Source organism: Microbacterium shaanxiense (genome assembly GCF_054779995.1).
Map to the genome: position 1 here is coordinate 62,579 of NZ_BAAGXE010000007.1, position 23,810 is coordinate 86,388.

General features: G+C 68.3%; 21 protein-coding genes, 1 pseudogene and 1 riboswitch. Of the genes and pseudogenes, 13 read left to right on the forward strand and 9 right to left on the reverse strand.

What is annotated here, in order from left to right; genetic code table 11:
* Positions 1–185 precede the first annotated feature (185 nt).
* The 4 genes from manD to ACYVG2_RS18555 all read right to left on the reverse strand — a co-directional run bounded on the left by manD (position 186) and on the right by ACYVG2_RS18555 (position 5,477).
* On the reverse strand, positions 186–1,412 hold the full coding sequence (manD, locus tag ACYVG2_RS18540) for a D-mannonate dehydratase ManD (RefSeq protein WP_460782335.1): 1,227 nt from the start codon (positions 1,410–1,412) through the stop codon (positions 186–188).
* Between the two features lie 82 nt (positions 1,413–1,494).
* Positions 1,495–2,886: an MFS transporter gene (locus tag ACYVG2_RS18545; protein WP_460782336.1), complete on the reverse strand. Its 1,392-nt coding sequence runs from the start codon at positions 2,884–2,886 to the stop codon at positions 1,495–1,497.
* 75 nt (positions 2,887–2,961) lie between these two features.
* Positions 2,962–3,966, reverse strand: coding sequence for a zinc-binding dehydrogenase (locus ACYVG2_RS18550; RefSeq protein WP_460782337.1), 1,005 nt, complete (start codon positions 3,964–3,966; stop codon positions 2,962–2,964).
* A complete protein-coding gene (locus ACYVG2_RS18555) occupies positions 3,963–5,477 on the reverse strand; it encodes a mannitol dehydrogenase family protein (protein WP_460782338.1) in 1,515 nt (504 codons plus the stop codon). The genes ACYVG2_RS18550 and ACYVG2_RS18555 overlap by 4 nt, the downstream gene beginning before the upstream one ends.
* A 149-nt stretch (positions 5,478–5,626) precedes the next feature.
* On the opposite strand from ACYVG2_RS18555, the gene ACYVG2_RS18560 reads away from it, so the two are divergent.
* On the forward strand, positions 5,627–6,586 hold the full coding sequence (locus ACYVG2_RS18560) for a LacI family DNA-binding transcriptional regulator (RefSeq protein ID WP_460782339.1): 960 nt from the start codon (positions 5,627–5,629) through the stop codon (positions 6,584–6,586).
* Positions 6,587–6,626: 40 nt separating this feature from the next.
* On the opposite strand, the gene ACYVG2_RS18565 is transcribed toward ACYVG2_RS18560, so the two are convergent.
* Positions 6,627–7,382, reverse strand: coding sequence for an IclR family transcriptional regulator (locus ACYVG2_RS18565; protein ID WP_460782340.1), 756 nt, complete (start codon positions 7,380–7,382; stop codon positions 6,627–6,629).
* Between the two features lie 161 nt (positions 7,383–7,543).
* Here ACYVG2_RS18565 and aceB point away from each other — a divergent pair, with 161 nt between their 5' ends.
* The 3 genes from aceB to ACYVG2_RS18580 are packed head-to-tail and all read left to right on the forward strand — an operon-like array spanning position 7,544 to position 11,297.
* The gene (gene aceB, locus ACYVG2_RS18570; protein WP_460782341.1) at positions 7,544–9,166 is read left to right on the forward strand and encodes a malate synthase A; all 1,623 of its coding nucleotides are present in this window, start codon (positions 7,544–7,546) and stop codon (positions 9,164–9,166) included.
* Positions 9,163–10,431 carry a DUF6986 family protein gene (locus ACYVG2_RS18575; protein ID WP_460782342.1) on the forward strand — a complete coding sequence of 423 codons (1,269 nt, stop codon included), beginning with the start codon at positions 9,163–9,165 and terminating at the stop codon, positions 10,429–10,431. Before aceB ends, ACYVG2_RS18575 begins: the two co-directional genes overlap by 4 nt.
* A gap of 23 nt (positions 10,432–10,454) precedes the next feature.
* Positions 10,455–11,297 carry a bifunctional allantoicase/(S)-ureidoglycine aminohydrolase gene (locus ACYVG2_RS18580; protein ID WP_460782352.1) on the forward strand — a complete coding sequence of 281 codons (843 nt, stop codon included), beginning with the start codon at positions 10,455–10,457 and terminating at the stop codon, positions 11,295–11,297.
* 103 nt (positions 11,298–11,400) lie between these two features.
* Here ACYVG2_RS18580 and ACYVG2_RS18585 read toward each other — a convergent pair whose 3' ends face one another.
* Entirely contained in the window at positions 11,401–12,276 is an 876-nt protein-coding gene (locus tag ACYVG2_RS18585) for an endonuclease domain-containing protein (protein WP_460782343.1), read from the reverse strand.
* Between the two features lie 374 nt (positions 12,277–12,650).
* Between ACYVG2_RS18585 and ACYVG2_RS18590 the strand changes: the two genes are divergently transcribed.
* The 9 genes and pseudogenes from ACYVG2_RS18590 to pucL all read left to right on the forward strand — a co-directional run bounded on the left by ACYVG2_RS18590 (position 12,651) and on the right by pucL (position 21,148).
* Positions 12,651–13,454, forward strand: coding sequence for a hydroxypyruvate isomerase family protein (locus ACYVG2_RS18590; protein WP_460782344.1), 804 nt, complete (start codon positions 12,651–12,653; stop codon positions 13,452–13,454).
* A 49-nt stretch (positions 13,455–13,503) separates the two neighbouring features.
* Positions 13,504–14,382 carry a 2-hydroxy-3-oxopropionate reductase gene (locus tag ACYVG2_RS18595; RefSeq protein WP_460782345.1) on the forward strand — a complete coding sequence of 293 codons (879 nt, stop codon included), beginning with the start codon at positions 13,504–13,506 and terminating at the stop codon, positions 14,380–14,382.
* Positions 14,383–14,403: 21 nt separating this feature from the next.
* Entirely contained in the window at positions 14,404–16,200 is a 1,797-nt protein-coding gene (gcl, locus tag ACYVG2_RS18600) for a glyoxylate carboligase (RefSeq protein ID WP_460782346.1), read from the forward strand.
* Between the two features lies 1 nt (position 16,201).
* Positions 16,202–17,311, forward strand: a pseudogene (locus ACYVG2_RS18605) (glycerate kinase); the annotation flags it as partial.
* Positions 17,312–17,374: 63 nt separating this feature from the next.
* Positions 17,375–18,733 carry an allantoinase AllB gene (allB, locus tag ACYVG2_RS18610; RefSeq protein ID WP_460782353.1) on the forward strand — a complete coding sequence of 453 codons (1,359 nt, stop codon included), beginning with the start codon at positions 17,375–17,377 and terminating at the stop codon, positions 18,731–18,733.
* On the forward strand, positions 18,730–19,206 hold the full coding sequence (gene bcp / locus ACYVG2_RS18615) for a thioredoxin-dependent thiol peroxidase (RefSeq protein WP_460782347.1): 477 nt from the start codon (positions 18,730–18,732) through the stop codon (positions 19,204–19,206). Before allB ends, bcp begins: the two co-directional genes overlap by 4 nt.
* A gap of 148 nt (positions 19,207–19,354) precedes the next feature.
* Entirely contained in the window at positions 19,355–19,852 is a 498-nt protein-coding gene (uraD, locus tag ACYVG2_RS18620) for a 2-oxo-4-hydroxy-4-carboxy-5-ureidoimidazoline decarboxylase (protein ID WP_460782348.1), read from the forward strand.
* Positions 19,849–20,193, forward strand: a complete 345-nt coding sequence (gene uraH / locus ACYVG2_RS18625) for a hydroxyisourate hydrolase (RefSeq protein WP_460782349.1) — start codon at positions 19,849–19,851, stop codon at positions 20,191–20,193. Before uraD ends, uraH begins: the two co-directional genes overlap by 4 nt.
* Before the next feature lie 4 nt (positions 20,194–20,197).
* Positions 20,198–21,148, forward strand: coding sequence for a factor-independent urate hydroxylase (gene pucL, locus ACYVG2_RS18630; RefSeq protein WP_460782350.1), 951 nt, complete (start codon positions 20,198–20,200; stop codon positions 21,146–21,148).
* 16 nt (positions 21,149–21,164) lie between these two features.
* Here pucL and ACYVG2_RS18635 read toward each other — a convergent pair whose 3' ends face one another.
* The 3 genes from ACYVG2_RS18635 to ACYVG2_RS18645 form a co-directional block, all read right to left on the reverse strand.
* Positions 21,165–22,082, reverse strand: a complete 918-nt coding sequence (locus tag ACYVG2_RS18635) for a J domain-containing protein (RefSeq protein WP_460782354.1) — start codon at positions 22,080–22,082, stop codon at positions 21,165–21,167.
* Positions 22,082–22,798 carry a nicotinamide riboside transporter PnuC gene (gene pnuC, locus ACYVG2_RS18640; protein WP_234001022.1) on the reverse strand — a complete coding sequence of 239 codons (717 nt, stop codon included), beginning with the start codon at positions 22,796–22,798 and terminating at the stop codon, positions 22,082–22,084. The genes ACYVG2_RS18635 and pnuC overlap by 1 nt, the downstream gene beginning before the upstream one ends.
* Positions 22,799–22,874: 76 nt before the next feature.
* Positions 22,875–23,003, reverse strand: a riboswitch (FMN riboswitch).
* Positions 23,004–23,020: 17 nt separating this feature from the next.
* Positions 23,021–23,719: a haloacid dehalogenase type II gene (locus tag ACYVG2_RS18645; protein ID WP_460782351.1), complete on the reverse strand. Its 699-nt coding sequence runs from the start codon at positions 23,717–23,719 to the stop codon at positions 23,021–23,023.
* Positions 23,720–23,810: the final 91 nt, after the last annotated feature.

Consider the following 23,810-nt stretch of genomic DNA (forward strand, 5'->3'; position numbering starts at 1 on the left):
GCGCCGATCCGGATCCGATGATGCGAGTCTATGCGCCCGACGCTGCCGGGTGGGGGCCGAACAGATTGTCCTGTTTCCAGTATTCGGAAACACTATTCTGTTCCATGGAAAGAATAGGCCGGACGCCGAGCGTGGTCAAGTGCACGCCAGTATGGCCTATGCCCCCGTGAGGAGATCGCCGCCGCTCACCAGTCGTGCACAGTCCCGTCGAGCAGGCGGTTCACCGGCAGATAGGCCTTGGTGTACTCGTGGCCGGCCGCGGCGTCCTCGTCGAGGTCGACGCCGAGACCTGGCTGCTCGCCGGGGTGCAGGAAGCCCCGATCGAACGTGAACGAGGTCTGGAACACCTCGAGGGTCTGCTCGTTGTGCGGCATGTACTCCTGGATGCCGAAGTTGTGGATCGCGAGGTCGAGGTGCAGGGCGGCGGCCATGCCGACCGGCGAGATGTCGGTCGGCCCGTGGATGCCGGACTTGATGCCGTAGATCGCGGCGAAGTCGAGCAGCTTCTTCATGGCCGTGATGCCGCCGGTGTGGGTGACGGCCGAACGGACGTAGTCGATGAGGCGCTCGGTGATGAGGGTCTGATAGTCGAAGACCGAGTTGAACACCTCGCCGATGGCGAGCGGCGTCGTCGAGTGCTGACGCACCAGGCGCAGCGCGGTCTGGTCTTCACCGGGTGTGCAGTCCTCGAGCCAGAAGAGGTCGTACGGCTCGATGTCCTTCGCGAAGCGCGCGGCCTCGATCGGCGACATGCGGTGGTGCCCGTCGTGGAGGATGCGAAGGTCAGTGCCGAAGTCCTCGCGGATCTGCGAGAAGATCCCCGGCATGTGGGAGAGGTAGTTGCGGGTGTCCCAGGTCTCCTCGCTCGGGCGGTCGCCGGAGCGCTTGGCGGGCTCGTAGTCGTAGCGCACGCCGGGGCCGGCGGCCGAGACTCCGTAGATCTGGCCCAGGCCGGGCACGCCGGTCTGCACGCGCACCGCGGTGAATCCGAGCTCCTCGTAGCCGGCGATGGCGTTCTTGAGGGCGGCGTAGTCGGTGCCGGAGGCGTGCGCGTACACGCGGACGCCCTCACGGCTCGCGCCGCCGAGCAGCTGGTACAGGGGCATCCCGGCCTTCTTGGCCTTGATGTCCCACAGGGCCATGTCGACCGCCGCGATCGCGGCCATCGTCACCGGGCCGCGGCGCCAGTACGGTCCGCGGTACAGGTACTGCCAGGTGTCCTCGATGCGGTCCTCGTCGCGGCCGACGAGCATCGACGCGACGTGATCGGAGAGATACGAGGCGACGGCGAGTTCGCGTCCGTTGAGCGTCGCGTCACCGAGGCCGACGATGCCGTCGGAGGTCGTGATTTTGAGGGTGACGAAGTTGCGCCCTGGGCTGGTGATGATGACGTCGGCGATCTCGATGGTCATGTCGTTCTCCTGGAAGTGCGGGTCGGGATGCGGGGTGCGGACGTTCGGACGTCCGCACCCCAGGTCGCGGTGAGCGGTTCGTTCAGATCGCGTCGCGCGGGTCCGTCAGATCGCGGCCGGCGACCTCCGGCATCCAGATCGAGGCGAACAGTGCGCACAGCGTGAAGACCATGAGCATGATGATGATCGGGATGAACGAGCCCGTGACGGCCGAGACCCAGGCGGCGGCGATGACGGGGCCCGCGCCGGTCGCGACGATGGCGGCGATCTCACGCGCCATGGCCGTGAAGGTGTAGCGGTTGCGGGAGCCGAACAGCTCGGGCAGCGTCAGGTTCTCGAGCGAGGCGAAGCTCATCACGGCGAGGTTGTGCAGCACGACGTAGCCGATGAAGACCTGCGTGGTGTCCTTGCTGCTGATCATGAGCATCGTCGGGATGATGACGATGAGCGCGATGATCGACCAGATCATGTACATCCGCTTGCGGCCGAAGCGGTCGCCGAGCCAACCGGACAGCGGCACGGTGATGAAGGCGACCAGCGACGAGACGATCACGGCGTTCACGCCGATCGAGCGGTCCAGCAGAAGCACCACGGTGATGTAGCTGATGAGGTACGTCTGGATCATGCCCGAGTTGCCGGCCTGACCGAAGCGCAGCAGCAGCGCGATCGAGAACGCCTTCCACGGCTTGCGCTGCATGGCCTCGAGCGTGCGGATGTCGTTGGTCTCGGTGGCGAGCTTCACGGCCTCGTCGCGCGAGAGCGCCTTGCCATCGACGACGTCGTCGCGCTCCTCGAAGACCGGGGTCTCCTTGAGGTTGAAGCGGACCCAGATCGCGAACAGCATGATGACGGCGCTGGCGATGAAGGGGATGCGCCACGCCCATGCGATGACCTCGTCCTCGCTGTACGCGAAGAGCAGGATGGCCCAGATGCCCGAGGCGAGCAGCGTGCCGCAGTTCGTGCCGAGGGCGACCAGGGAGGCGATGATGCCACGGCGCTTGGCCGGCGCGTACTCGGCGAGCATGACGCCGGCACCGGAGATCTCCGCTCCGGCGCCGAAGCCCTGCGCGATGCGCAGCAGCACGAGAAGGATCGGCGCGAGGATGCCCACCTGCGAGTAGGTCGGCAGGAAGCCGATGAGGGTGGTCGCGAGTCCCATCAGGAGGATCGTGTAGAACAGCACCTTCGTGCGACCGGTCTTGTCGCCGAGCCGGGCGAAGAAGAACGCGCCGACCGGACGTGCGACGTAACCGACACCGTACGTGGCCATCGCGGCGACGACGGCGATCGCGGGGTTCTCCGAGGAGAAGAAGAGATCGGCGAAGACGAGCGCCGCGGCCAGAGAATAGAGCTGGTAGTCCATGAACTCGAGGGCGGTGCCCAGCCATCCGGAGATGGCGGCGCGGACGAGGTCGCGCACCGACCTCTTCGCGGCGGGATCGACAGCCTGAGCCGTCGTCTGCGGTTCTGACATGGGAGGTACTCCTTCGGACCGGGAAACAGGATGGGGTGTGTCGGTGCGGCGGGGCCGCCGGGTGGAGGTGACGAGCTAGAGGGCCAGGAGGACCTTGGCCGAGGCGGACGAGTCGCGGGCGAGCTCGAACGCCGTGACGGCATCGGATGCCGGGAGCACGTGCGAGATGACGGGATCGAGTGCGGCGGACTCGGCCAGCAGCGCGACCGCGTCGTCGATCTCGCTGGAGAAGCGGAAGGCTCCGCGGATCGTGAGCTCCTTCGCGAGCAGGGGAGCCAGGTTCACGCCGATCGCGGCGTTCGGCAGCATCCCGACCTGCACGATGCATCCCGCGCGGCGGGCGGCGCTGACGGCCTGGGTGAGGGCGGCGCCGACGCCGGAGCACTCGAAGACCACGTCGTACGATTCGCTGTCGATCGTGTCGCGGCCGACGAGGGCGAACTCGGACGCGCCGAGCGACTGCGCGCGCTCGAGCGGTTCGGGGCGCACGTCACTGGCCCCGACGACGGCGGCCCCCGCGTGCACAGCGGCCGCGACGACGAGCAGGCCGATGGGGCCGGCGCCGATCACGAGCACGCGCGCGCCGCGGATGTCGCCGGCGAGGCGCACGGCGTGGATCGCGACGGCGAGAGGCTCGGCGAGGGCGGCGCGCTCGAGCGGCAGCGCGGCGGGGAGCACGCGGACCATGTGGTCCTCGACGATGAGCAGCTCGGCTGCTCCGCCCTGACGGTGCGGGTCCGCGGCGGCGCTGCCGAAGTAGTCGCCGCCCGGACGCAGATGCGGATGCTCCTCGAGGCCAGGTACGGGGGCGCCGTATCGCGCGGGGTGCACCGTCACAGGGGTGCCGGGCGCCAGGCGACCGGACGGGTCGAGGTCGACGACGCCGGAGAGCTCGTGTCCAGGGGTCAGGGGCTCGCGGATCGTGTACTCGCCGTTGGCGCCGTGGAAGTAGTAATGCAGGTCGGAGCCGCAGATGCCCACGTAGTTCACGCGCAGGCGCACCTCGCCGTCGCCCGGGGTCGGAACCTCGCGGTCCTCCCAGCGGATGTCTTCCTTGCCGTGGATGGCGAGAGCCTTCATGGCTGCATCTCCTTCGTGGTGGTCTCGGATGCCGAGGTGGCATCGGCGATCGCGGCGTCGACGCCGCGCCGCTGGACGATGTCGATCAGGTCGCCGACGCGCTCGATGAACGCATCCTGGGATCCGAGTCCATCACCGAACAACTGGAGTTCGCCGATCACGCGCTGTGCCAGCTCGCGACCGTCCCTGGCACGCGCCGCGTATCCGGCCAGGCGCCCGCGGGCGCCGTCGGTCATGGCGGCGGCGTGACGTCCGGGATCGAAGCCGGGCAGCGGCGCGATGCACGACAGGTACCCGGCGACGGTCAGTGCGATCAGGTGCGGCATCTCGCCCGCACGCAGCGCGCGCAGAGCCGGCTCGGGGATGCGCTGGCGCAGCTTCACCGAGCCGTCGGTTCCGACCTGGCTGGTGCGGTGGCCGAGGGCACTGTTGGCCCAGCGGTCGAAGAGCTCGCTCTCGTACGCGCGGATGTCGAGTCCCGATGGCACCTCGATCGAGGGCTCGTACTCGTCGCGCAGCACGGCGCGGGCGGCGCGTTCGATGCCGTCGAGTCCGATTGCCTCGGGGATCGTTGCGACATCGCTCAGCGCGCCGAGGTAGGCGATGAGGGAGTGCGTGCCATTGAGGAGCCGCACCTTCATCTGCTCGTAGCGTCCGACCTCGTCGGTGAACACGGCGCCGCCGGCCTCCCATGCCGGGCGACCACCGGCGAAGCGGTCTTCGATCGCCCACATCGTGAACGGCTCGGCCGGCACGGGGATGTCGTCGCGAGCGCCGAGCAGGGTGGTCACCCTGGTGCGAAGCTCCGCGGTGGTCGCCGGCACGATGCGGTCGACCATGCTCGAGGGGAACGACACCCCGCGGTCGAGGAACGCGAGCGCCTCTGCCCCGTCGGACCCGGGGAGCTCGTGCAGGAACTCGCGGACGAGCTTTTCGGTATGGGTGCCGTTGGATGCGAGGTTGTCGCAGCTGAGGATCGAGATCGGCTCGCCGCCGGCCGCGGCGCGGGCCTGGAGGCCGCGGGCGAGCTGACCGATCGTCGAGCGGGCGGCGCCGCCCCGCAGGTCGGATCTCACGGTGTCGTCGTCGAGGTCGAGGTGCTGCGTCGCGGGGGAGTAGCTGTAGCCGTTCTCGGTGACGGTCAGTGTCACGATCCGGATGCCGGGGTCGGCGATCTGGGCGACGACGCGCTCGGGCTGCTCGGCGCCGACGAAGGCGTCGGTGTGCACGCCCGGGATGGTCAGCGTCGTGCTGCCGGGGGCGATGGTTGCGACCGAGTAGAGAAGATCCTGGGCGTGCAGGGCGTCGACGATCGAGCGGGAACGCGAGGCGACGCCGACGATTCCCCAATCGCCGCCTGCGGACTGGAGCGCTGCGGCGGTGTAGACGGCCTGGTGCGCCCGGTGGAAGCTGCCGAGGCCGAGGTGCAGGATGCCCGAGCCGGTGGGGGCGACCAGCGGTGCTGCCGTGGCCGGTGTGGCACGGCTCAGGACCGGGGCTTCGAGGCTCACGCGGTGGCTCCTTCGCTTGGGCCGCGCACCGGTGAGGGTGATCGGCGGTGATCGTCGTGCAACTAGTATGTATGAGTTGTACAAACACGTCAAGCCGATTTGCATCGCGATCGAGGATCGTAGGATTGTCGCGAGGGTGGGAGATCGAGATGGCAGCGACGCTGACTGACGTGGCACGGCATGCAGGCGTGTCCATCGCGACCGCCTCCCGTGCCTTCGGCGAGCCCGACCGTCTGGCGCCGAACACGCTGGGGCGCGTGCTCCAAGCGGCGAGCGACCTGGGTTACGAGACGCCGCAGTCGGCCACGGCCACCCGTACCTTCGGGGTCGTCGTGCCCGATGTCTCCAATCCCGTGTACGCCACCCTGCTCAAGGCGATCCAGGGTCAGGCCTGGCACGGACGCCATCGCATCGTGCTGTTCGACGCCGACGAGGACCTGCGCAGGGAGCGCGAGCAGATCGAGCAGGCCCGTCGGCTCGACGGCATGCTGCTGTGCTCTCCGCGTCTGCCCGACGCCGAGGTGCTCGCGCTGGTCGGCGACACCCCGTACGTCGTCGTGAACCGCCAGATCGACGGTGCCCCCTGCGTGCTGATGGATGCCGAGCACGGTCCGGCGCAGGCGATCGAGCATCTCGCCGCGCTCGGCCACACGCACATCGCCTATGCGGCCGGTCCCCGTGGATCGTGGGCCGACATCCGCCGGGCGGACACGATCGCACGGGCGTGCGAGCGCCACGGCATCCGCCTCACCCCGCTCAACCATCAGGCGGCGTCGATCCAGGGCGGCCGCGCCGCTGCGGCGCCGGCCGCGGCGAGCGGTGCGACCGCCGTCGTCGCCTACAACGATCTCGTCGCTCTCGGCCTCGAATCGGGACTGCTGGAACTGGGCAAGAAGTGCCCCGCCGACATCAGCATCGTCGGCATCGACGACATCGATCTCGCAGGCGCGGTCACGCCGGGGCTCACCACCGTGCGGATGCCGATCGCCCGAAGCGGCGCCCTCGCGGTCGACCTGCTGCTGCAGGCGATCGTCGGAACGGCGATAGACGACATCACGCTCGGCTCGCAGCTGATCGTGCGAGCCTCCACGGCGGCGCCCGCGGCCTGAGCCCGGCGCAGTGGGTCAGTTCGGGTGAAGGGCCGATCCGTCAGGACGCGCTGGAGAGCGCGGAGATCTCTCCGACGACCTCGCGCAGCACGGGGATGGCACGCTCGGCGAAGCCCTCGTCGACGCGGGCGACCGGACCGGAGACCGAGACCGCGGTGAGGGTGGGCATGTCGGGAACCGCCATGGCGTAGCAGCGCACGCCGATCTCCTGCTCCCCGTCGTCGATCGCGTAGCCGCGCTCACGGGTCAGGGCGAGATCGGCCAGTAGCGCGTCGATCGTCCCGAGCGAGTGCTCGGTGTCGCGCGGCAGTCCGGTGCGGGAGACGATGTCGCGGACGGCGTCATCGCTCATCTGCGCGAGGATCGCCTTGCCGACGCCCGTCGAGTGCAGGTAGGAGCGGCGGCCCACCTCGGTGAACATGCGCATCGCGTGCGGAGACGGCGCCTGCGACACGTAGATCACGCGGTCACCGTCGATCGTGGCGAGGTTGGACGTCTCGCCCAGGCGCTCGACGAGGTCCTTGAGCTGCGGCATCGCGATCCGACCGAACTTGCGGTTCGCGGCCTCGCCGAGACGCACGAGCCGCGGGCCGAGCGCGTAGCGCCGATTCGCGAGCTGTCGGGCGTACCCGAGTGAGACGAGGGTGCGCAGCAGGCGATGGATCGTGGGCAGCGGCAGTTCGGCGGATGCCGACAGCTCACTGAGCGTCACATCGCCGCCGGCGTCGGCGATGAGCTCGAGCAGATCGAAGACCCGGGTGACGGACTTCACTCCGTCGGATGCTGCTGCGGCCACTGCTCAACCTCTCGTCTGTGCGCTCTCGGCCACGGGGCGGGCCGACACTTATCCACATGGTGGAAACAACTTCCCGATCAGGCTATCCCATCCACGAATCGCTCGCGCTCTTGAAACTTCCGTATTGTGGAGGTTATTATCCACATGACAGAAGGGGTCGCATGACCATCCAGATCGCACGTCAGCCCCGCATCGACGCGGCGGACGACATCCTCAGCGCCGAGGCCCTCCGTTTCGTGGAAGACCTGCACCGTGAATTCGACAACAGACGGCGGGAGCTGCTGCTGGCACGCCAGCTCCGTCGTGAGCAGGTCGCGCGCACCGGGCGGCTCGACTTCCTCCCCGAGACCGCGCACATCCGTGAAGGGGACTGGCAGGTCGCTCCCGCACCGGCCGCCCTGCAGGACCGCCGCGTCGAGATCACCGGCCCCGCCTCTCCCGCGAAGATGGCGATCAACGCCCTGAACTCCGAGGCGCGCGTCTGGCTGGCCGACCTGGAAGACGCCTCGAGCCCGACCTGGGAGAACGTCGTCGAGGGCGTGCGGAACCTCCGCGACGCCGCCCGTGGCACGCTCGCCTACACATCCCCCGCAGGCAAACCGTACGCCTTGCGCACGGATGTGCACCGCCCCACCGTCGTCGCCCGCCCTCGCGGGTGGCACCTCTCGGAGAGCCATGTACTGATCGACGGCGAACGTGCGAGCGCGTCGCTCGTCGACTTCGGGCTGCACTTCTTCCACACCGCCCGCCAGCTCATCGCCAACGGGCACGGCCCGTACTACTACCTGCCCAAACTCGAGAGCCACCGCGAAGCGCGTCTGTGGAACGATGTGTTCGTGCATGCTCAGGATGCTCTCGGCATCCCCCAGGGGACGATCCGCGCCACGGTGCTGATCGAGACGATCCCCGCGGCCTTCGAGATGGATGAGATCCTCTACGAGCTGCGCGAGCACGCCTCGGGTCTCAATGCCGGACGCTGGGACTACCTGTTCAGCCTGATCAAGGTGTTCCGCGATCAGGGCGAGGCCTTCGCCCTGCCCGATCGCGCGGATGTCGCGATGACCGCGCCCTTCATGCGCGCCTACACCGAACTGCTCGTGAAGACCTGCCACCGGCGCGGTGCCGTCGCGATGGGCGGGATGGCGGCATTCGTGCCGAACCGCAACGACGTGGAGGCGACGAAGGCCGCCTTCGACAAGGTCCGCGCCGACAAGACCCGTGAGGCCGGCGACGGCTTCGACGGCTCATGGGTCGCGCATCCCGACCTCGTCCCGATCTGCCGGGAGGTGTTCGACGCCGTGCTCGGCGAGCGTCCGAACCAGCTCGACCGACAGCGGCCGGAGGTGGCTGTGACCGCTGACGAACTGCTCGACGTCGCATCGGCATCCGGAAGCGCGACCGAAGCGGGCCTGCGCACCAACCTCGCCGTGGCCGTCACGTACACCGCGGTGTGGCTCTCCGGCAACGGCGCCGTCGCGATCAACAACCTCATGGAGGATGCCGCGACCGCAGAGATCTCGCGTTCGCAGATCTGGCAGCAGCTGCGCAACGGCACCGTGCTCGCCGACACCGGAGCGCAGGTGACGGCCGAATTCGTCGAGCGTGTGCTGGCCGAAGAGGTCGCGAAGCTCGCGGCCACGGTGGGCGACGAGGACTTCGAGCGGTTCTACCAGCCTGCGGCCCGCCTGATCTCGCAGATCTGCCTCGATGACGAGTACGTCGACTTCCTGACCCTGCCGGCATACGAGTTGCTCACGGATGCCGCGGCAAGGGTGGACGCATGAGCAGCGGCATCAGCGACGCCGACCTGTCGAGGATCGATCAGCACCTTGCCTCGACCGACGAGCTTCTCGAGACCGTCTACCCCGGCGACAGCGGCGCGCGTCAGCCCGTGCACACGGTCTACGTCCCGGCGGACCGGTTCACGCCTGACCTCGCCGCGCATTGGGGTGCGCAGGCGCTCGCCGCCGTCGAGGCGGCCGGCGGGATGGAGAGCCTCGCCGCGCAGGTCGGAATCGAGCCCGGCCTCATCGGCGAAGTCGCCGGTCGCGTGGCGCGCAAGCTCGCCACGGAGCCGATCGAGGATCTGCGGCTCGACTTCGAGGACGGTTACGGCGACCGCGGCGACGTCGAGGACGCGGATGTCGCGGACGCGGTGTCGAAGGTGTCGGATGCCGTGGCATCCGGATCGGCTTCGCCCTTCATCGGCATCCGCTTCAAGTGCTTCGAGAAGCCGACGCGCGCTCGCGGCCTCCGCACCCTCGACCTGTTCATCGGGGGACTGCTCGATGCCGGTGGGCTGCCCGACGGACTCGTGCTCACGCTGCCGAAGGTGACGACGACCGCGCAGGTCGAAGCGATGGTCATGGCGGTACAGGCGCTCGAGCGCGTGCACGGACTGGATGCCGGTCGCCTGCGCTTCGAGGTGCAGGTCGAGACGCCGCAGCTCGTGCTCGGCGCCGACGGGCGCTCGCCGCTCGCACAGCTGCCGGTGGTCGCTCCTGGTCGCATCTCCGGCCTGCACTACGGCACCTACGACTACAGCGCCTCACTCGGGATCGCGGCGGGGTACCAGTCGATGGAGCATCCGGTCGCCGATCTCGCGAAGGAGATCATGCAGCTCGCGGTCGCCGGTACCGGCATCCGCCTCTCCGACGGCTCGACCAACATCCTCCCGGTGGGCGAGCGCGCGGCCGAGGCGTGGGCGCTGCATGCGCGACTCGTGCGGCGTTCGCTCGAACGCGGCTACTACCAGGGCTGGGATCTGCACCCGCATCAGCTGGCGACGCGCTATCTCGCGACCTATGCCTTCTACCGGCACGGCTATGCCGATGCCGCGGCGCGGCTGCGCACGTACCTCGCGCACGAGGAGGGCGCCGTCATGGACGAGCCGGCCACGGCGCGGGCGCTGGCGTGGTTCGTGCTCCGCGGAGTGCAGTGCGGAGCCATCGACGCCGACGAGGTGGCTGCGGACATCGGCATCCGAGTCGATGCGCTCACCGCGCTCGCTCATCCCAGGCTCTCAGAGCACGCGCTCGCGGACGCCTGACGCCCCCCAGAATTCGAAGGAGAATCATGAGCTACTACACACCGGCCGGCGGCCTGCCGGACCAGACGACGCTGCTCACGGACCGTGCCATCGTCAAAGAGGCGTACACGGTCATCCCCAAGGGCGTCTTCCGCGACATCGTCACGAGCAACCTGCCGGGTTTCACGAAGACGCGCTCGTGGATCATCGCGCGTCCGATCGCCGGATTCGCCACGACGTTCTCGCAGCTGATCGTCGAGATCCAGCCGGGCGGAGGGGCGTCCCGCCCTGAGCCGGAGGCGGGCGTCGAGGGCGTCGTCTTCGTGACCGCAGGCGAGCTGACTCTGACACTCGCGGGCGCGCAGCATGTCCTCGCCGAGGGGGGCTATGCCTTCCTCGCGCCGGGGGAGAAGTGGTCGCTGGCCAACGAGGGTGCGGAGCTGACGTCGTTCCACTGGATCCGCAAGGCCTACGAGCGCGCGGAGGGCATCGATCTGCCGACGTCGTTCGTGACGCGGGATCAGGACGTCGCGCCGCGCGAGATGCCCGACACCGACGGGGCATGGGCCACGACCCGCTTCGCCGATCCCGATGATCTGTCGCACGACATGCACGTCAACATCGTGACGTTCCAGCCCGGAGGATCGATCCCGTTCGCCGAGACGCACGTCATGGAGCACGGCCTCTTCGTGCTCGAGGGCAAGGCCGTCTACCGGCTCAATGACGACTGGGTCGAGGTCGAGGCCGGCGACTTCATGTGGCTGCGCGCCTTCTGCCCGCAGGCCTGTTACGCCGGCGGACCAGGGCCGTTCCGCTACCTGTTGTACAAGGACGTCAATCGCCAGGTCATGCTGACCCGCGGTGCGGATCCGCGCCCCTGGGGGTGACGCCGCGCCGGGCGACCGCACCGGCGTGGATCTCGGAAGCATTTCCCGGGTTCAGCATCGTGATGGCCCGTGATTTCCTTCCGGCAGCCCGCTGATTGCGTGCTCATCCCTGGCGTAGAGCGATCGCACGGCGGATGCCGGCGATGAGCATCTCCGGCTTGTCGAGGTCGGCCTGGGTGAGGCGGATGACGATCCAGCCCTCCCGTTCGAGGTATCGCTGCCGTTGGATGTCCTTGCGCCATTGCTCCTTGACCGTGCGGTGGCCGTCTCCCTCGTACTCGAAGGCGATCTTCCACTCCGGATACGCGAGGTCGGTGCGTCCGAGGAACTGTCCGTCGGCCCACACCTCGTGCTGCACGACCGGTTCGGGCAGACCGCTGTCGATGAGCAGCAATCGGGTCTCGGTCTCCTTCGGCGACTCGACCCTCTCGCGTGCGAGCGGCAGGGCGGCGCGGATCGTCGCGCGCCCGCGGAACCTCTCCCATTCCTCGAGCCGACGGCTGATCTCGGAGCGCGTGCTGAGCGGCCTCCCCGGCCCGAGTTCGGGATAGTTGGATGCCGTCGTCAGCAGTGCGTCGAGCACGACGACCGCCTGCGTCACGGTCAGGGTCGCAGCGCAGGTGAAGAGCGCGGCGACTGGATCGATGACAGGGTGTCCGCGGAGGATGCGGGTCTCAGCGCGGTCCTGGCGCATGCGCCGACCACGGACTCCCGGTGTCTTCGGCGGAGCTCCTGACCATGGTACGAAGATGTCGAGCGGTTCCTTCGAGGTCCATTTCGTCGGCATCGGCAGGCCCCAGTCGCGGGCTGCCGTCATCCCCCCGAATCGTTGGGCCGGCTTCAGCCGTGGCACGTAACAGGCGACGAAGCCATGGAACGTCGTCGGCGCCTCGACCGAGCGGATGCCGTTGAGCGGCCGGTGCAGATCGGGAGTGCTGTATCGGCCGGGGCGGAGGCCGACGGCTTCTGCAGTGCGCACTGAGAACCTGTCGCCCAGTCGGCGGGGGAGTCTGACCCGGTGTGGCATCCGTCGATATTGACGGAGCTGCGCGACGCGGTATCCCGAGTTCTCCGAGGATGTGAGCAACCTCCGCCTCTGTTCACCGCGTGCAGGAAGAGTCTTCTGCATCCCGCCCGTGGTGGTATCAGAAGGTTTTCGCGGGTTCGAGACGCCACGAACCCGCGAAAGTGTTCCGGCAAATGCACTCGGGGCGCGCCATCCGCGCAATCACCCCCGCCTGAAGGATCCCACCGTTGACACCTCGCCCGACTCATCCTAGACTTTCATCTAGCAGAAGTTATCTTCCATAATACGGAAACCAACGAACCAACAGAAACGACGAAGGAGTCGAAATGACGTACACGGTGAACTGCTCGATCCTTCTCACCGAGCTCCCGCTGCTCAGGCGCCCCGCCGCAGCGAAGGCCGCCGGATTCGACGCGGTCGAGTTCTGGTGGCCGTTCTCCACCTCCGTTCCGCTCGACCACGAGGTCGACGCGTTCATCGCCGCCATCCGTGATGCCGGCGTGCAGCTGACCGGCCTCAACTTCAACGCCGGCGACATGCCCAACGGCGACCGCGGGCTGGTCTCCTGGCCCGCACGCGGCAAGGAGTTCCGCGACAACCTGGCCGTCGTGGTCGGCATCGGCCGCGAACTCGGCACCAAGGGCTTCAACGCGCTGTACGGCAACCGCATTGACGGTGTCGATCCCGCCGCGCAGGACGCCGTGGCGATCGAGAACCTCGCGGCAGCAGCAGACGCCGTCGCTGACATCGGCGGCACCGTGCTCGTCGAGCCGGTCAGCGGTGCGGAGCGCTACCCGCTGCGCACCGCGGCTGATGCGCTGGACGTCATCGACCACGTGCGCACCTCGACCGGTGCACGCAACCTCGCCCTGCTCGCCGACTTCTACCACCTCGCCGTGAACGGCGACGATGTGCCCCAGGTCATCGAAGAGCACGCCGCATCGTTCGGTCACATCCAGATCGCGGATGCGCCCGGCCGCGGCGCCCCCGGAACGGGGTCCCTGCCCATCGACACCTGGATCGCACGCAGTCGCGAGCTCGGCTACTCCGGCTACATCGGGCTCGAGTACAAGGCGCCCATCGAGACCGCCTTCGCCTGGGCGACCGAATCCGCCGCCCAGGCGCACTGAACACACCCGCTTCTGCGGCATCGACGCCGCATCACACGAAGGAATGATCATGAGCAACATCGCAGTCATCGGCCTCGGCATCATGGGTCTTCCCATGGCGAAGAACCTCCTCGCCGCCGGGCATTCCGTCACCGGCTACAACCTCAGCCAGGACCGCATCGACGAACTCGTCGCCGCGGGCGGCCAGGGCGCGAGCGGTATCGCCGACGCAGTGAAGGGCGCCGACGTCATCATCACGATGGTCCCGGATTCCCCTGATGTCGCCGCCGCCGTCCGTGGCGACGAGGGCATCTTCGCGCACGCCGAGAAGGGGGCGCTGTGGATCGACGCATCCAGCATCCGCCCCGACGTCGCCAAGGAGCTCGCCGACGAGGCGATCGCCGCCGGCCTCCGCGCCGTCGACGCCCCCGTCTCGGGTGGCGAGCAGGGTGCGATCGACGCCGTGCTGTCGATCATGGTCGGCGGCACCGAAGAGGACTTCGCCGACGCCCTGAAGGTGCTCGAGTCGGTCGGCAAGACCATCGTGCACGTCGGTCCCGCAGGCGCCGGGCAGACAGTCAAGGCGGCCAACCAGCTGATCGTCGCCGTGAACATCCAGGCGCTGGCCGAGGCGATCATCTTCCTCGAGGCCTTCGGCGTCGACACGGATGCCGCGCTCAAGGTGCTCGGCGGCGGACTCGCCGGATCCAAGGTGCTCGACCAGAAGGGCCAGAAGATGCTCGATCGCGACTTCGCGCCCGGCTTCCGCCTCGCCCTCCACAACAAGGACATGGGCATCATCACCGCCGCCGCACGACAGGCAGGCATCACCATTCCGCTCGGCGCCCACGTGGCCCAGCTCGTCGGCTCCGCCGTGCAGCAGGGCGACGCCGGCCTCGATCACTCCGGACTGTTCAAGCTGACCGCGGCCTTCGCCGGTCGCGCCTGACACCACTTCTAAGGACAAGTCATGACCCGCATGCGCGCGGCAGATGCCGCCGTGGCCATCCTGGTGAAGGAGGGCGCCATCGAGGCGTTCGGCCTGCCAGGGGCCGCCATCAACCCCTTCTATTCCGCGATGCGCGCCAACGGCGGCATCCGGCACACCCTCGCCCGCCACGTCGAGGGCGCAGCCCACATGGCCGACGGCTACACCCGCGCCGCCGACGGCAACATCGGAATCTGCATCGGCACCTCCGGCCCTGCCGGAACCGACATGATCACCGGGTTGTATGCGGCCTGGGCCGATTCGCTGCCGATCCTCTGCATCACCGGCCAGGCGCCGGTGGCGAAGCTGCACAAGGAGGACTTCCAGGCGGTCGACATCGAGACCATCGCGAAGCCGCTCACGAAGATGGCGATGACCGTGATGGAGGGCGCGCAGGTTCCCGGTGCCTTCCAGAAGGCGTTCCAGCTGATGCGCGAGGGCCGGCCGGGTCCGGTGCTCATCGACCTGCCCATCGACGTGCAGCAGACCGAGATCGAGTTCGACATCGACGCCTACGAGCCGCTGCCGATCGCCAAGCCCGTCACCTCGCGCCGCCAGGCCGAGAAGGCGATCGACATGCTCACCGCGAGTGCGCGTCCGGTCATCGTGGCAGGCGGCGGGATCATCAACGCCGGTGCCTCGGCTCAGCTCGTCGAGTTCGCAGAGGTGCTCGGCATCCCGGTCATCCCGACCCTGATGGGTTGGGGAACCATCCCCGACGACCACGAGTTGAACGCCGGGATGGCGGGTCTTCAGACCTCGCACCGCTACGGCAACGCGACGCTGCTGGCGTCGGACTTCGTGCTCGGCATCGGCAACCGGTGGGCGAACCGCCACACCGGCAGCGTCGACAAGTACACCGAGGGACGCACGTTCGTGCACGTCGACATCGAGCCGACGCAGATCGGCCGCGTCTTCGCGCCGGACCTCGGGATCGTGTCGGATGCCGGTGCCGCCCTCGACGCGTTCCTCGAGGTCGCACGCGAGCGCAGCATGTCGGGCACGCTGCCGGATTACTCCGCCTGGGCTGACGAGAACCGCGAACGCAGGGCGACGCTGCAGCGCAAGACGCACTACGACGACGTGCCGATGAAACCGCAGCGCGTGTACGAGGAGATGAACCGCGCCTTCGGCAAGGACACCACCTACGTCACGACGATCGGGCTGTCGCAGATCGCCGGAGCGCAGCTGCTGCATGTGTTCGGACCGCGCAAGTGGATCAACGCCGCGCAGGCAGGGCCGCTCGGGTGGACGGGGCCCGCCGCCCTCGGCGTCGTGCGCGGCAAGCCCGGCGAGACCGTGGTCGCGCTGTCGGGCGACTACGACTTCCAGTTCATGATCGAGGAGCTCGCGGTGGGCGCGCAGCACAAGCTGCCGTACATCCACGTCGTCGTGAACAACAGCTATCTCGGTCTGATCCGCCAGGCCCAGCGCGGCTTCGAGATGGACTTCGAGGTGTCGCTGGCGTTCGAGAACATCAACTCCCCGCACGTGGAGGGCAGCACGGCGAACGGCTATGGTGTGGACCATGTCAAGGTCGCAGAGGGACTCGGATGCCGCGCGATCCGCGTCGAGCGCCCCGAAGACCTCGCCGCGGCATTCGCCGAGGCGCAGTTGCTCATCGATCAGTACCGGGTTCCCGTCGTGGTCGAAGCGATCCTCGAGCGCGTGACGAACATCCCGATGGGCACCGAACTCGACAACGTCAACGAGTTCGGCGAGCTCGCCGTGACGCCCGAGGATGCTCCGACCGCTATCCGTTCGCTCGCGAAGGTCTGAGATGCGTCTGGTCATCGCCCCCGACAAGTTCAAAGGGTCGCTGACGGCTCCCGAGGTGGCTGAAAAGGTCGCCTCGGGAGCGCGGCGCGTCGACCCGATGATCGAGGTCGTGACCGTTCCCGTCGCCGACGGCGGCGAAGGCACTCTGGATGCCGTGCTCGCCGCAGGATTCTCGTCCCGAACTGCTCTGGTCACCGGGCCCACCGGGGTGCGGATCGAGGCGGAGTTCGCGGTGCGCGGTGAAGAGGCGGTCGTCGAGATGGCGCGCGCCTCCGGCCTCGACCTGCTGCCGGAAGGACGCAAGGACGCACTCGGGGCGACGAGTCTCGGCACTGGTCAGCTCATCCGGGCGGCTCTGGATGCCGGATGCTGTCGCGTCGTACTCGGGATCGGCGGCAGCGCCTGCACCGACGGTGGCGCCGGTCTGCTGCAGGCGCTCGGCGCGCGGTTCCTGGATGAGGCGGGTGGAGAACTGCCGCCGGGCGGTGGTGCTCTGGTGCATCTCGCATCCGTGGACCTCAGCGCACTGGATGCCCGTCTGACACATGCCGAGATCGTCCTGGCGAGCGACGTGGGCAATCCGCTCACCGGACCCACCGGCGCCGCGGAGGTGTTCGGGCCGCAGAAGGGCGCGACTGCCGCCGACGTCGCGACGCTCGAGGCCGGGCTCACGCGGTTGGTCGACGTGCTGGATGCCGCGGGCGGGCTCCCTGTCCCGGCCGCCGACGCATCGTCGCGACAGGGCGCGGGCGCGGCGGGAGGCGTCGGCTTCGCCGCGATCGCGCTCGGTGCGACCAGGCGCCCGGGGGTCGACGTGGTGCTCGAGGAGACCGGTCTCGCCGAGCACCTGCAAGGCGCGGATGCCGTGATCACCGGAGAGGGCAGCCTCGACGAGCAGAGCCTGATGGGCAAGACCCCGGTGGGCGTCGCTCGCGCTGCGGCCGCCGCCGGGGTGCCGGTGTACGCGGTGTGCGGACGGACGACGCTGTCGGCCGAGGCGATCGCCGACGCCGGGTTCGCCGGAGCCGTGGCGCTGTCCGAACTGGAACCCGACGCCGAGCGCAGCATGGCCGAGGCCGGGCCGTTGCTCGAAGAGCTCGCCGAGCGCCTGGTGCGCGACATCGTCGACGCGGTCGGCCCCAGCTCGCCTGCCCCGGCGCAGCGCTACGACCTCGTGCTCCGCGGGCGCGCCCTGATCGACGGTGCCTTCGTCGCATCCGAGATCGGTGTGCAGGACGGTCGCGTCGCCGAGATCGTTGCCGCCGGAACCGGTCTCGTCGCCGACACGATCGTCGAACTCGCGGCCGACGAGGTGCTCCTGCCCGGCCTGGTCGACACGCACGTGCACGTCAACGAGCCCGGTCGTACCGAGTGGGAGGGTTTCGAATCCGCCACGAGGGCGGCCGCAGCCGGTGGGGTCACGACCATCGTGGACATGCCGCTCAACAGCATCCCTCCCACCGTCTCGGTCGCTGCGCTCGATAAGAAGCGCGCCGTGGCCGAGGGGCGCGTCTTCGTCGACGTCGGATTCTGGGGCGGGGTGATCCCCGGCAACATCGACGAACTCGTACCGCTGCACGACGCGGGTGTGTACGGGTTCAAGTGCTTCCTGCTGCCCTCCGGCGTGGACGAGTTCCCCGATGTCTCTGTGACCGAGATGCGCGAGGCGATGGATGTGCTCGCCGGCCTGGATTCGCTGCTGGTCGTGCACGCCGAGGATGCGCACATCATCGAGGAGTCCGTGCAGCCGGGCAGCCGCGAGTACGCCCCGTTCCTCGCCTCGCGCCCGCGTTCAGCGGAGGATGCGGCGATCGCCGAGGTGATCCAGGGCGCGGCCGACACCGGCGTGCGCGCGCATGTCCTGCATCTGTCGAACGGTGATTCGCTCGGCCGCATCGCCGCGGCGCGTGCCGACGGGGTCGATCTCACGGTCGAGACGTGCCCGCACTACCTGACGCTGGCCGCCGAGGATATCCCGGAGGGGAGCACGGCGTTCAAGTGCTGCCCTCCCATCCGCGAGGACGGGAACCGCGACGAGCTGTGGCGGGGGCTGGCTGAGGGGACGATCGACTTCATCGTCTCGGATCATTCGCCGTCCACGCCCGAGATGAAGTTCGCGGGCGACGGCGACTTCTCGCTGGCGTGGGGCGGCATCGCTTCGCTGCAGTTGGGGCTCTCGCTCGTGTGGACGCATGCGCGTGAGCGCGGCTTCTCGCTCGAGCACGTCGTGTCCCTCATGGCCGAGAAACCAGCGGCCAGAGTCGGTCTGGTCGACAAGGGCCGCATCTTCGAGGGCGGTGCGGCGGACTTCGCCGTCTTCGCCCCGAAGGAGACGTTCACCGTCGACGCGAGACGCCTCGCTCATCGGCATCCGATCACCCCCTATGACGGGCAGCAGCTCACGGGTATCGTGCGAACCACCTACCTCGCCGGAGCGCCCGTCGCGAGTGACGCGCCCCGTGGCCGACTGCTGCGCCGAGGAAGCGATGCCCGTCGTTCCGCTGAACTTGTCGAGAATGGAGAACCCGCATGATCAACTCATCTGAAGAGCTCGAGGTCGGCCAGAAGGCTCCGGACTTCACGCTCACCGACGCATCCGGAGGCCGGCGCGCACTGTCCGAGCTGCGCGGCACGCCCGTGATCGTGTACTTCTACCCGGCCGCGTTCACACCTGGCTGCACGACCGAGGCATGTGATTTCCGCGACAACCTCGGATCGTTCCAGGGCGCCGGTTACGAGGTTCTCGGTATCTCGCCCGATCCGGTGTCGAGGCTCCGCGAGTTCGCGGATGCCGAGCAGCTGAGCTTCCCGCTGCTGTCCGACGAGGATTCCGCTGTCGCGAAGGAATGGGGCGCCTGGGGGCAGAAGACCGTCAACGGACGAACGTTCGACGGCCTGATCCGCACCACCGTGGTGGTCGATTCCGAAGGCGTCGTCTCGTCGGTCGAGTACAACGTGAACCCTGAGGGCCACGTCGCCCGTCTCAGGGACGAACTGCTGAAATGACCCGCTGAACTGGGCCTCGGGGGTTGTCCCCGCCGTGGCTCATGATTATGATTGTCGTATGCTGAAATAACAGTTCCACGATACGAGAGAAACTCTCTTGTATTCCTTACGCCGTGGATGCCAGCACGCAAGAGAAAGAGATCAAGCGATGTTGCTTGAGCAATTCAATCTGGCGGAGCGGGGCGACGCTGTCACCGCGCTCCGGCCGTGCATCGATGTGACGCGATGGTGTGAAGACATCGTCGATCGCCGTCCGTTCGATTCGGTCGACTCCCTCGTGGCGGAGGCGGCGCAGGCCGCCGATCCGTTCACGACCGAGGAGATCGATTCGGCTCTCGCCCACCATCCTCGGATCGGTGAACGTGCGGGAGGGGACAGCAGGGAGGCGACGATGTCGCGCTCCGAGCAGTCTGGGGTCGACCCGTCCGATGCCGACGTGCAGCAGGCGCTTCGCGACGGCAACCTCGCGTACGAGGAACGCTTCGGCCGGGTCTTCCTGATCCGCGCGGCCGGGCGATCGGCGGGCGAGATCCTGTCGAGTCTGCGAGAACGCCTGCAGCACGATCCTGCCTCGGAAGAGCGGATCATCGCCGGGCAGCTGCGGGAGATCGCGCTGCTCCGACTGAGAGGAACCATCACCGCATGACTGCTGTCTCGCACATCACGACCCACGTGCTCGATGCCGTCCAGGGGCTGCCGGCGCCGGGCATCACGGTGGTGCTCTCCGCTCTCAGGGACGGCGAGTGGATGCTGATCGCCGAGGGCGTCACGGATGCCGACGGCCGGGCGAAGCAGCTCGGACCGGAAGCCGTGCCCGCCGGCACCTACCGGCTCCACTTCGACACCGGCGGGTACTTCGCCCGCACCGACACCCCCACCTTCTACCCCGAAGCCGTGCTCACGTTCGTCGTCGACGACGAGCGGCGTCACTATCACGTGCCGCTGCTGCTGAGCCCCTTCGCATATTCGACCTACCGAGGAAGTTAGAACGATGACCGACATCATGACCCGCACCCAGACCGAGACCGAGGCGCCCAACGGCGGCATCATCCTCGGCCCCAATCAGTACGGCAAGGCCGAGGTCCGCGTCGTCAAGGTCACCAGAGACGGCGACCGGCACTCGATCGAGGACCTCAATGTCACGTCGCAGTTGCGCGGCGACTTCCAGGCCGCGCACCTCGACGGCGACAACGGTCACGTCGTCGCGACCGACACCCAGAAGAACACCGTGTTCTGCTTCGCGCGGGAGGGCATCGGATCGCCCGAGGCGTTCCTGCTGCGGCTCTCCGACCACTTCACGAACTCGTTCGACTGGGTCGAGGGCGGTCGCTGGCTCGCCGAGAGCTACGCGTGGGACCGGATCCAGGTCGACGGCGAGGGGCACGACCACTCGTTCGTGCGCACCGGCCAGGAGACGCGCACCGCCGCCGTCGTCGCAGACGGCGACGAGCGGCACATCCTCGCAGGGCTCAAGGGGCTGACGGTGCTCAAGACCACCCAGTCCGGGTTCGTCGGATATCCGAAGGACCGCTACACGTCGCTCAAGGAGACCACCGACCGCATCCTCGCGACCGACGTCTCGGCGCGGTGGCGCTATGCGCCGGATGCCGGATCCAGGGAGCTGGACTTCAACGGGATCTACGCGGATGTGAAGCGCATCCTGCTGGAGGAGTTCACGCGTCGGTACTCGGCGGCGCTGCAGGCGACGCTGTTCGACATGGGCCGTGCGGTGCTCGAGGCGCATCCCGAGATCGCGGAGATCCGCTTCTCGATGCCCAACAAGCATCACTTCGTGGTCGATCTCGACCCGTACGGTCTCGACAACCCGAACGAGGTGTTCTTCGCGTCCGACCGCTCATACGGGCTCATCGAGGCGGCCGTGACGCGGGAAGGTCAGGCCGAAGTGCCCGCCGCGTGGGAGGCCGCAGGCACCTTCTGCTGAGCGCCGGTGCCGGCGTTCAGACGAATCGCACGGTGTGCTGCAGGCGCGTGCGCACATCGAACAGCTCGTTGCCGCCGATGTCGCGCGCGCCGGGCACGCCCTGACGCAGCACGGTGTGCAGGGCGCTGCGGCGCACGACGACCACCGGGACGCCGCGCACCTTGCCGAGCGGGGTGATCGCCTGCTCGAGGTCGTCGTCGGGGAGCACGACGATCGCGCCGCCGAAACGCACGCGGGCCGCGCGGGCGATCACGCGCATGCGTGCGAGGAGCGCGGCGATGGGAGCGGCGCCGTCGACGGCGGGGCCGATGATCTCGCCGCGGCGGAAGCGCACGGTCTCGCCGAAGTCCTCCGACAGCACGCCGTAGAGGCCGGACGGGCTGAGGATGACGTGATCGAGCTTGTCGTCGGCGCGCTGGCCCGTCGCGACGTCGTGCCAGACGGTGAAGCCCATGCCGAGTTCTGAGACGGTGCGCGCGGTCTCCTCTTCGGCGAGGGCGTCAGCGAGCATGCGCCGCAGCTCATGCGGTGCCGAGCGCACGAGTGCGGGGTCGTAGGGGTCTGGCACGTCGACGCCGTGGCCGGCCCACTCGCGGATCAGCGACAGGTAGCGCTCCCGATGCCACCCGCCGGGGTGGCCGTAGGAGCGCGCCTTCGGGCGGGTGTCGGTGCGGGCGGGCGGTGCCTGCCAGCCGTTCCAGGTCACTTCTTCCTCGGTGAAGCCGTGGCCGCGGTCGTAGGAGGCGCGTGCGTCGACGGTGCCGATCAGTTCCCATGCCCGCTGCACCTGGATGAACGCCGCGGCATCGCCGCCGGCATCCGGATGCGTCTCACGCAGGCGCAGGCGGAACGCGCGCTTGATCTCGTCAGCGGTGGCGGTGGGGTCGACGCCGAGCACCTCGTAGGCCGAGGCGGAGAGCGGGCTGTCGAACATCACTCTCCATTCTCGCCGGTCTTCACCACCCGTGGATCCGGCAGGATCGTTTCGATCGTCGGCTTGGCGTTCGCGTGGGCACGCCACCAGACGACGAAGCCGACGGCGGTGAAGACGCCGTAGAAGACGTACATGAACCCGGTCGCGTAGTAGCCGGAGCTGAAGAGCAGCGGAACGCCGACGACGTCGACGGCGATCCAGATCAGCCAGAACTCGGTCCAGCCCTTCGCCATGCCGTACGTCGCGAGCAGGGAACCGACGAAAGTCCAGGCGTCGGCCCACACCGGTTCCCATGAGCCGAGCAGGCGGAACAGGGGAGTGAGGGCGATCGTGCCGACGACCATGACGAGCACGAGTGAGATGCGTGCACTTCTCGGCGCCCAGCGAGGGGTCAGCTTGCCGCCGTCTGCGGATGCCTGGCGCCAGCGGATCCAGCCGTAGATCGCGACCGCGATGAACATGATCTGGCGCCCTGCTTGGCCGAGAAGGTTCGGGAGGGAGTGGGCGGGGTTGAGGATGGAGCCGAGGAAAACTGTCAGCAGCAGCAGGTTGCCGATGATGCCGACCGGCCACGCCCAGATCTTGCGACGCATGCCGCCGAGCGCGCTGGCGAGGCCGAAGACGTTGCCGACGACTTCGCGGATGAGCAGGCTCTGCCCGCCGGGCAGCATCCACTGCGAGTTGAATGCGTCGACCAGCCAGCGCAGGATTTCCATCGTTCTCCGTTCGGCATCGATGCTGCCGAGGAGGATGCTGGGCGCTCTGCCGCGCGCGTCGCCGCGCATGGCTCACGCTGTGCTTCTCCCATCCAGACTTTGACTGTCGGTACCGGAGTTCCACCGGTTCAACCGAAGCTCCGAAGAACTGCGGGTCGCGGACTTTGACCGCCGGTTCGGAATTTCACCGACCCCGGAGCACATGTGTGTTCATCGGGAACTTTACCCGAGGTCGAGGAGGAGTTCGTTCAGTCCGGCGACGGTCAGGTCGAAGCGATCGGATGCCGTCGGCGGGTCGCCGACCGGACGATCGACGTAGCACGTGCGCATGCCGGCATCCTGCGCCGCGCGCAGATCCCAGGCGTGCGCGGCGACCATGAGGATCCGCTCTGGTGGGCGGCCCGAGACGTGCACCGCACGCCGGTAGAGCGATGGTGACGGCTTGTATGCGGCGACGTCGTGGGCGGTGACGGCGTGGTGCCAGCGCATCCCGGTGCGGGCCGCGAGGTGGAGAAGGGTCGTCGGTGCGGCATTCGACAGTGCCAGGACGGGGAGACGGTTCGCGATGCGGTCGAGCTCGGCGGCGGAATCGGGCCAGGGCGGGAGGCGTCGGCTCGCGGTGGCGAGGTGAGTGATGGCGTCGGATGCTGTTGCAATCCGCATGTCGGCGGCTGCGTCGAGAGCGTTCCGCGCAGCTTCTGCGTCGAGCACCTCCGAGTCGACGTAGGCTCGGGTGCCGATCGCGATCTCATGCTGCTGATCAGCGACGAAGCGTTGCCAGCGCTCGGTCAGAGATCGCACCTGCTCAGCGTCAGCGTCGGGCATCGTCTTATGGACGGCCGAACGCAACCCCGTCGGCTCGTCGACGAGCGTGCCCAGTACATCGAACACGACGACGTCTATGTCGGTGGTGTGCAGCATGACGGTTCCAACCTCCACGGATCACCACGTGTTCCATGAACCGCCCTGGGTTCAGTTCCGTTGTCTATGTGAGCGCCGGTTCGGCGTTGTG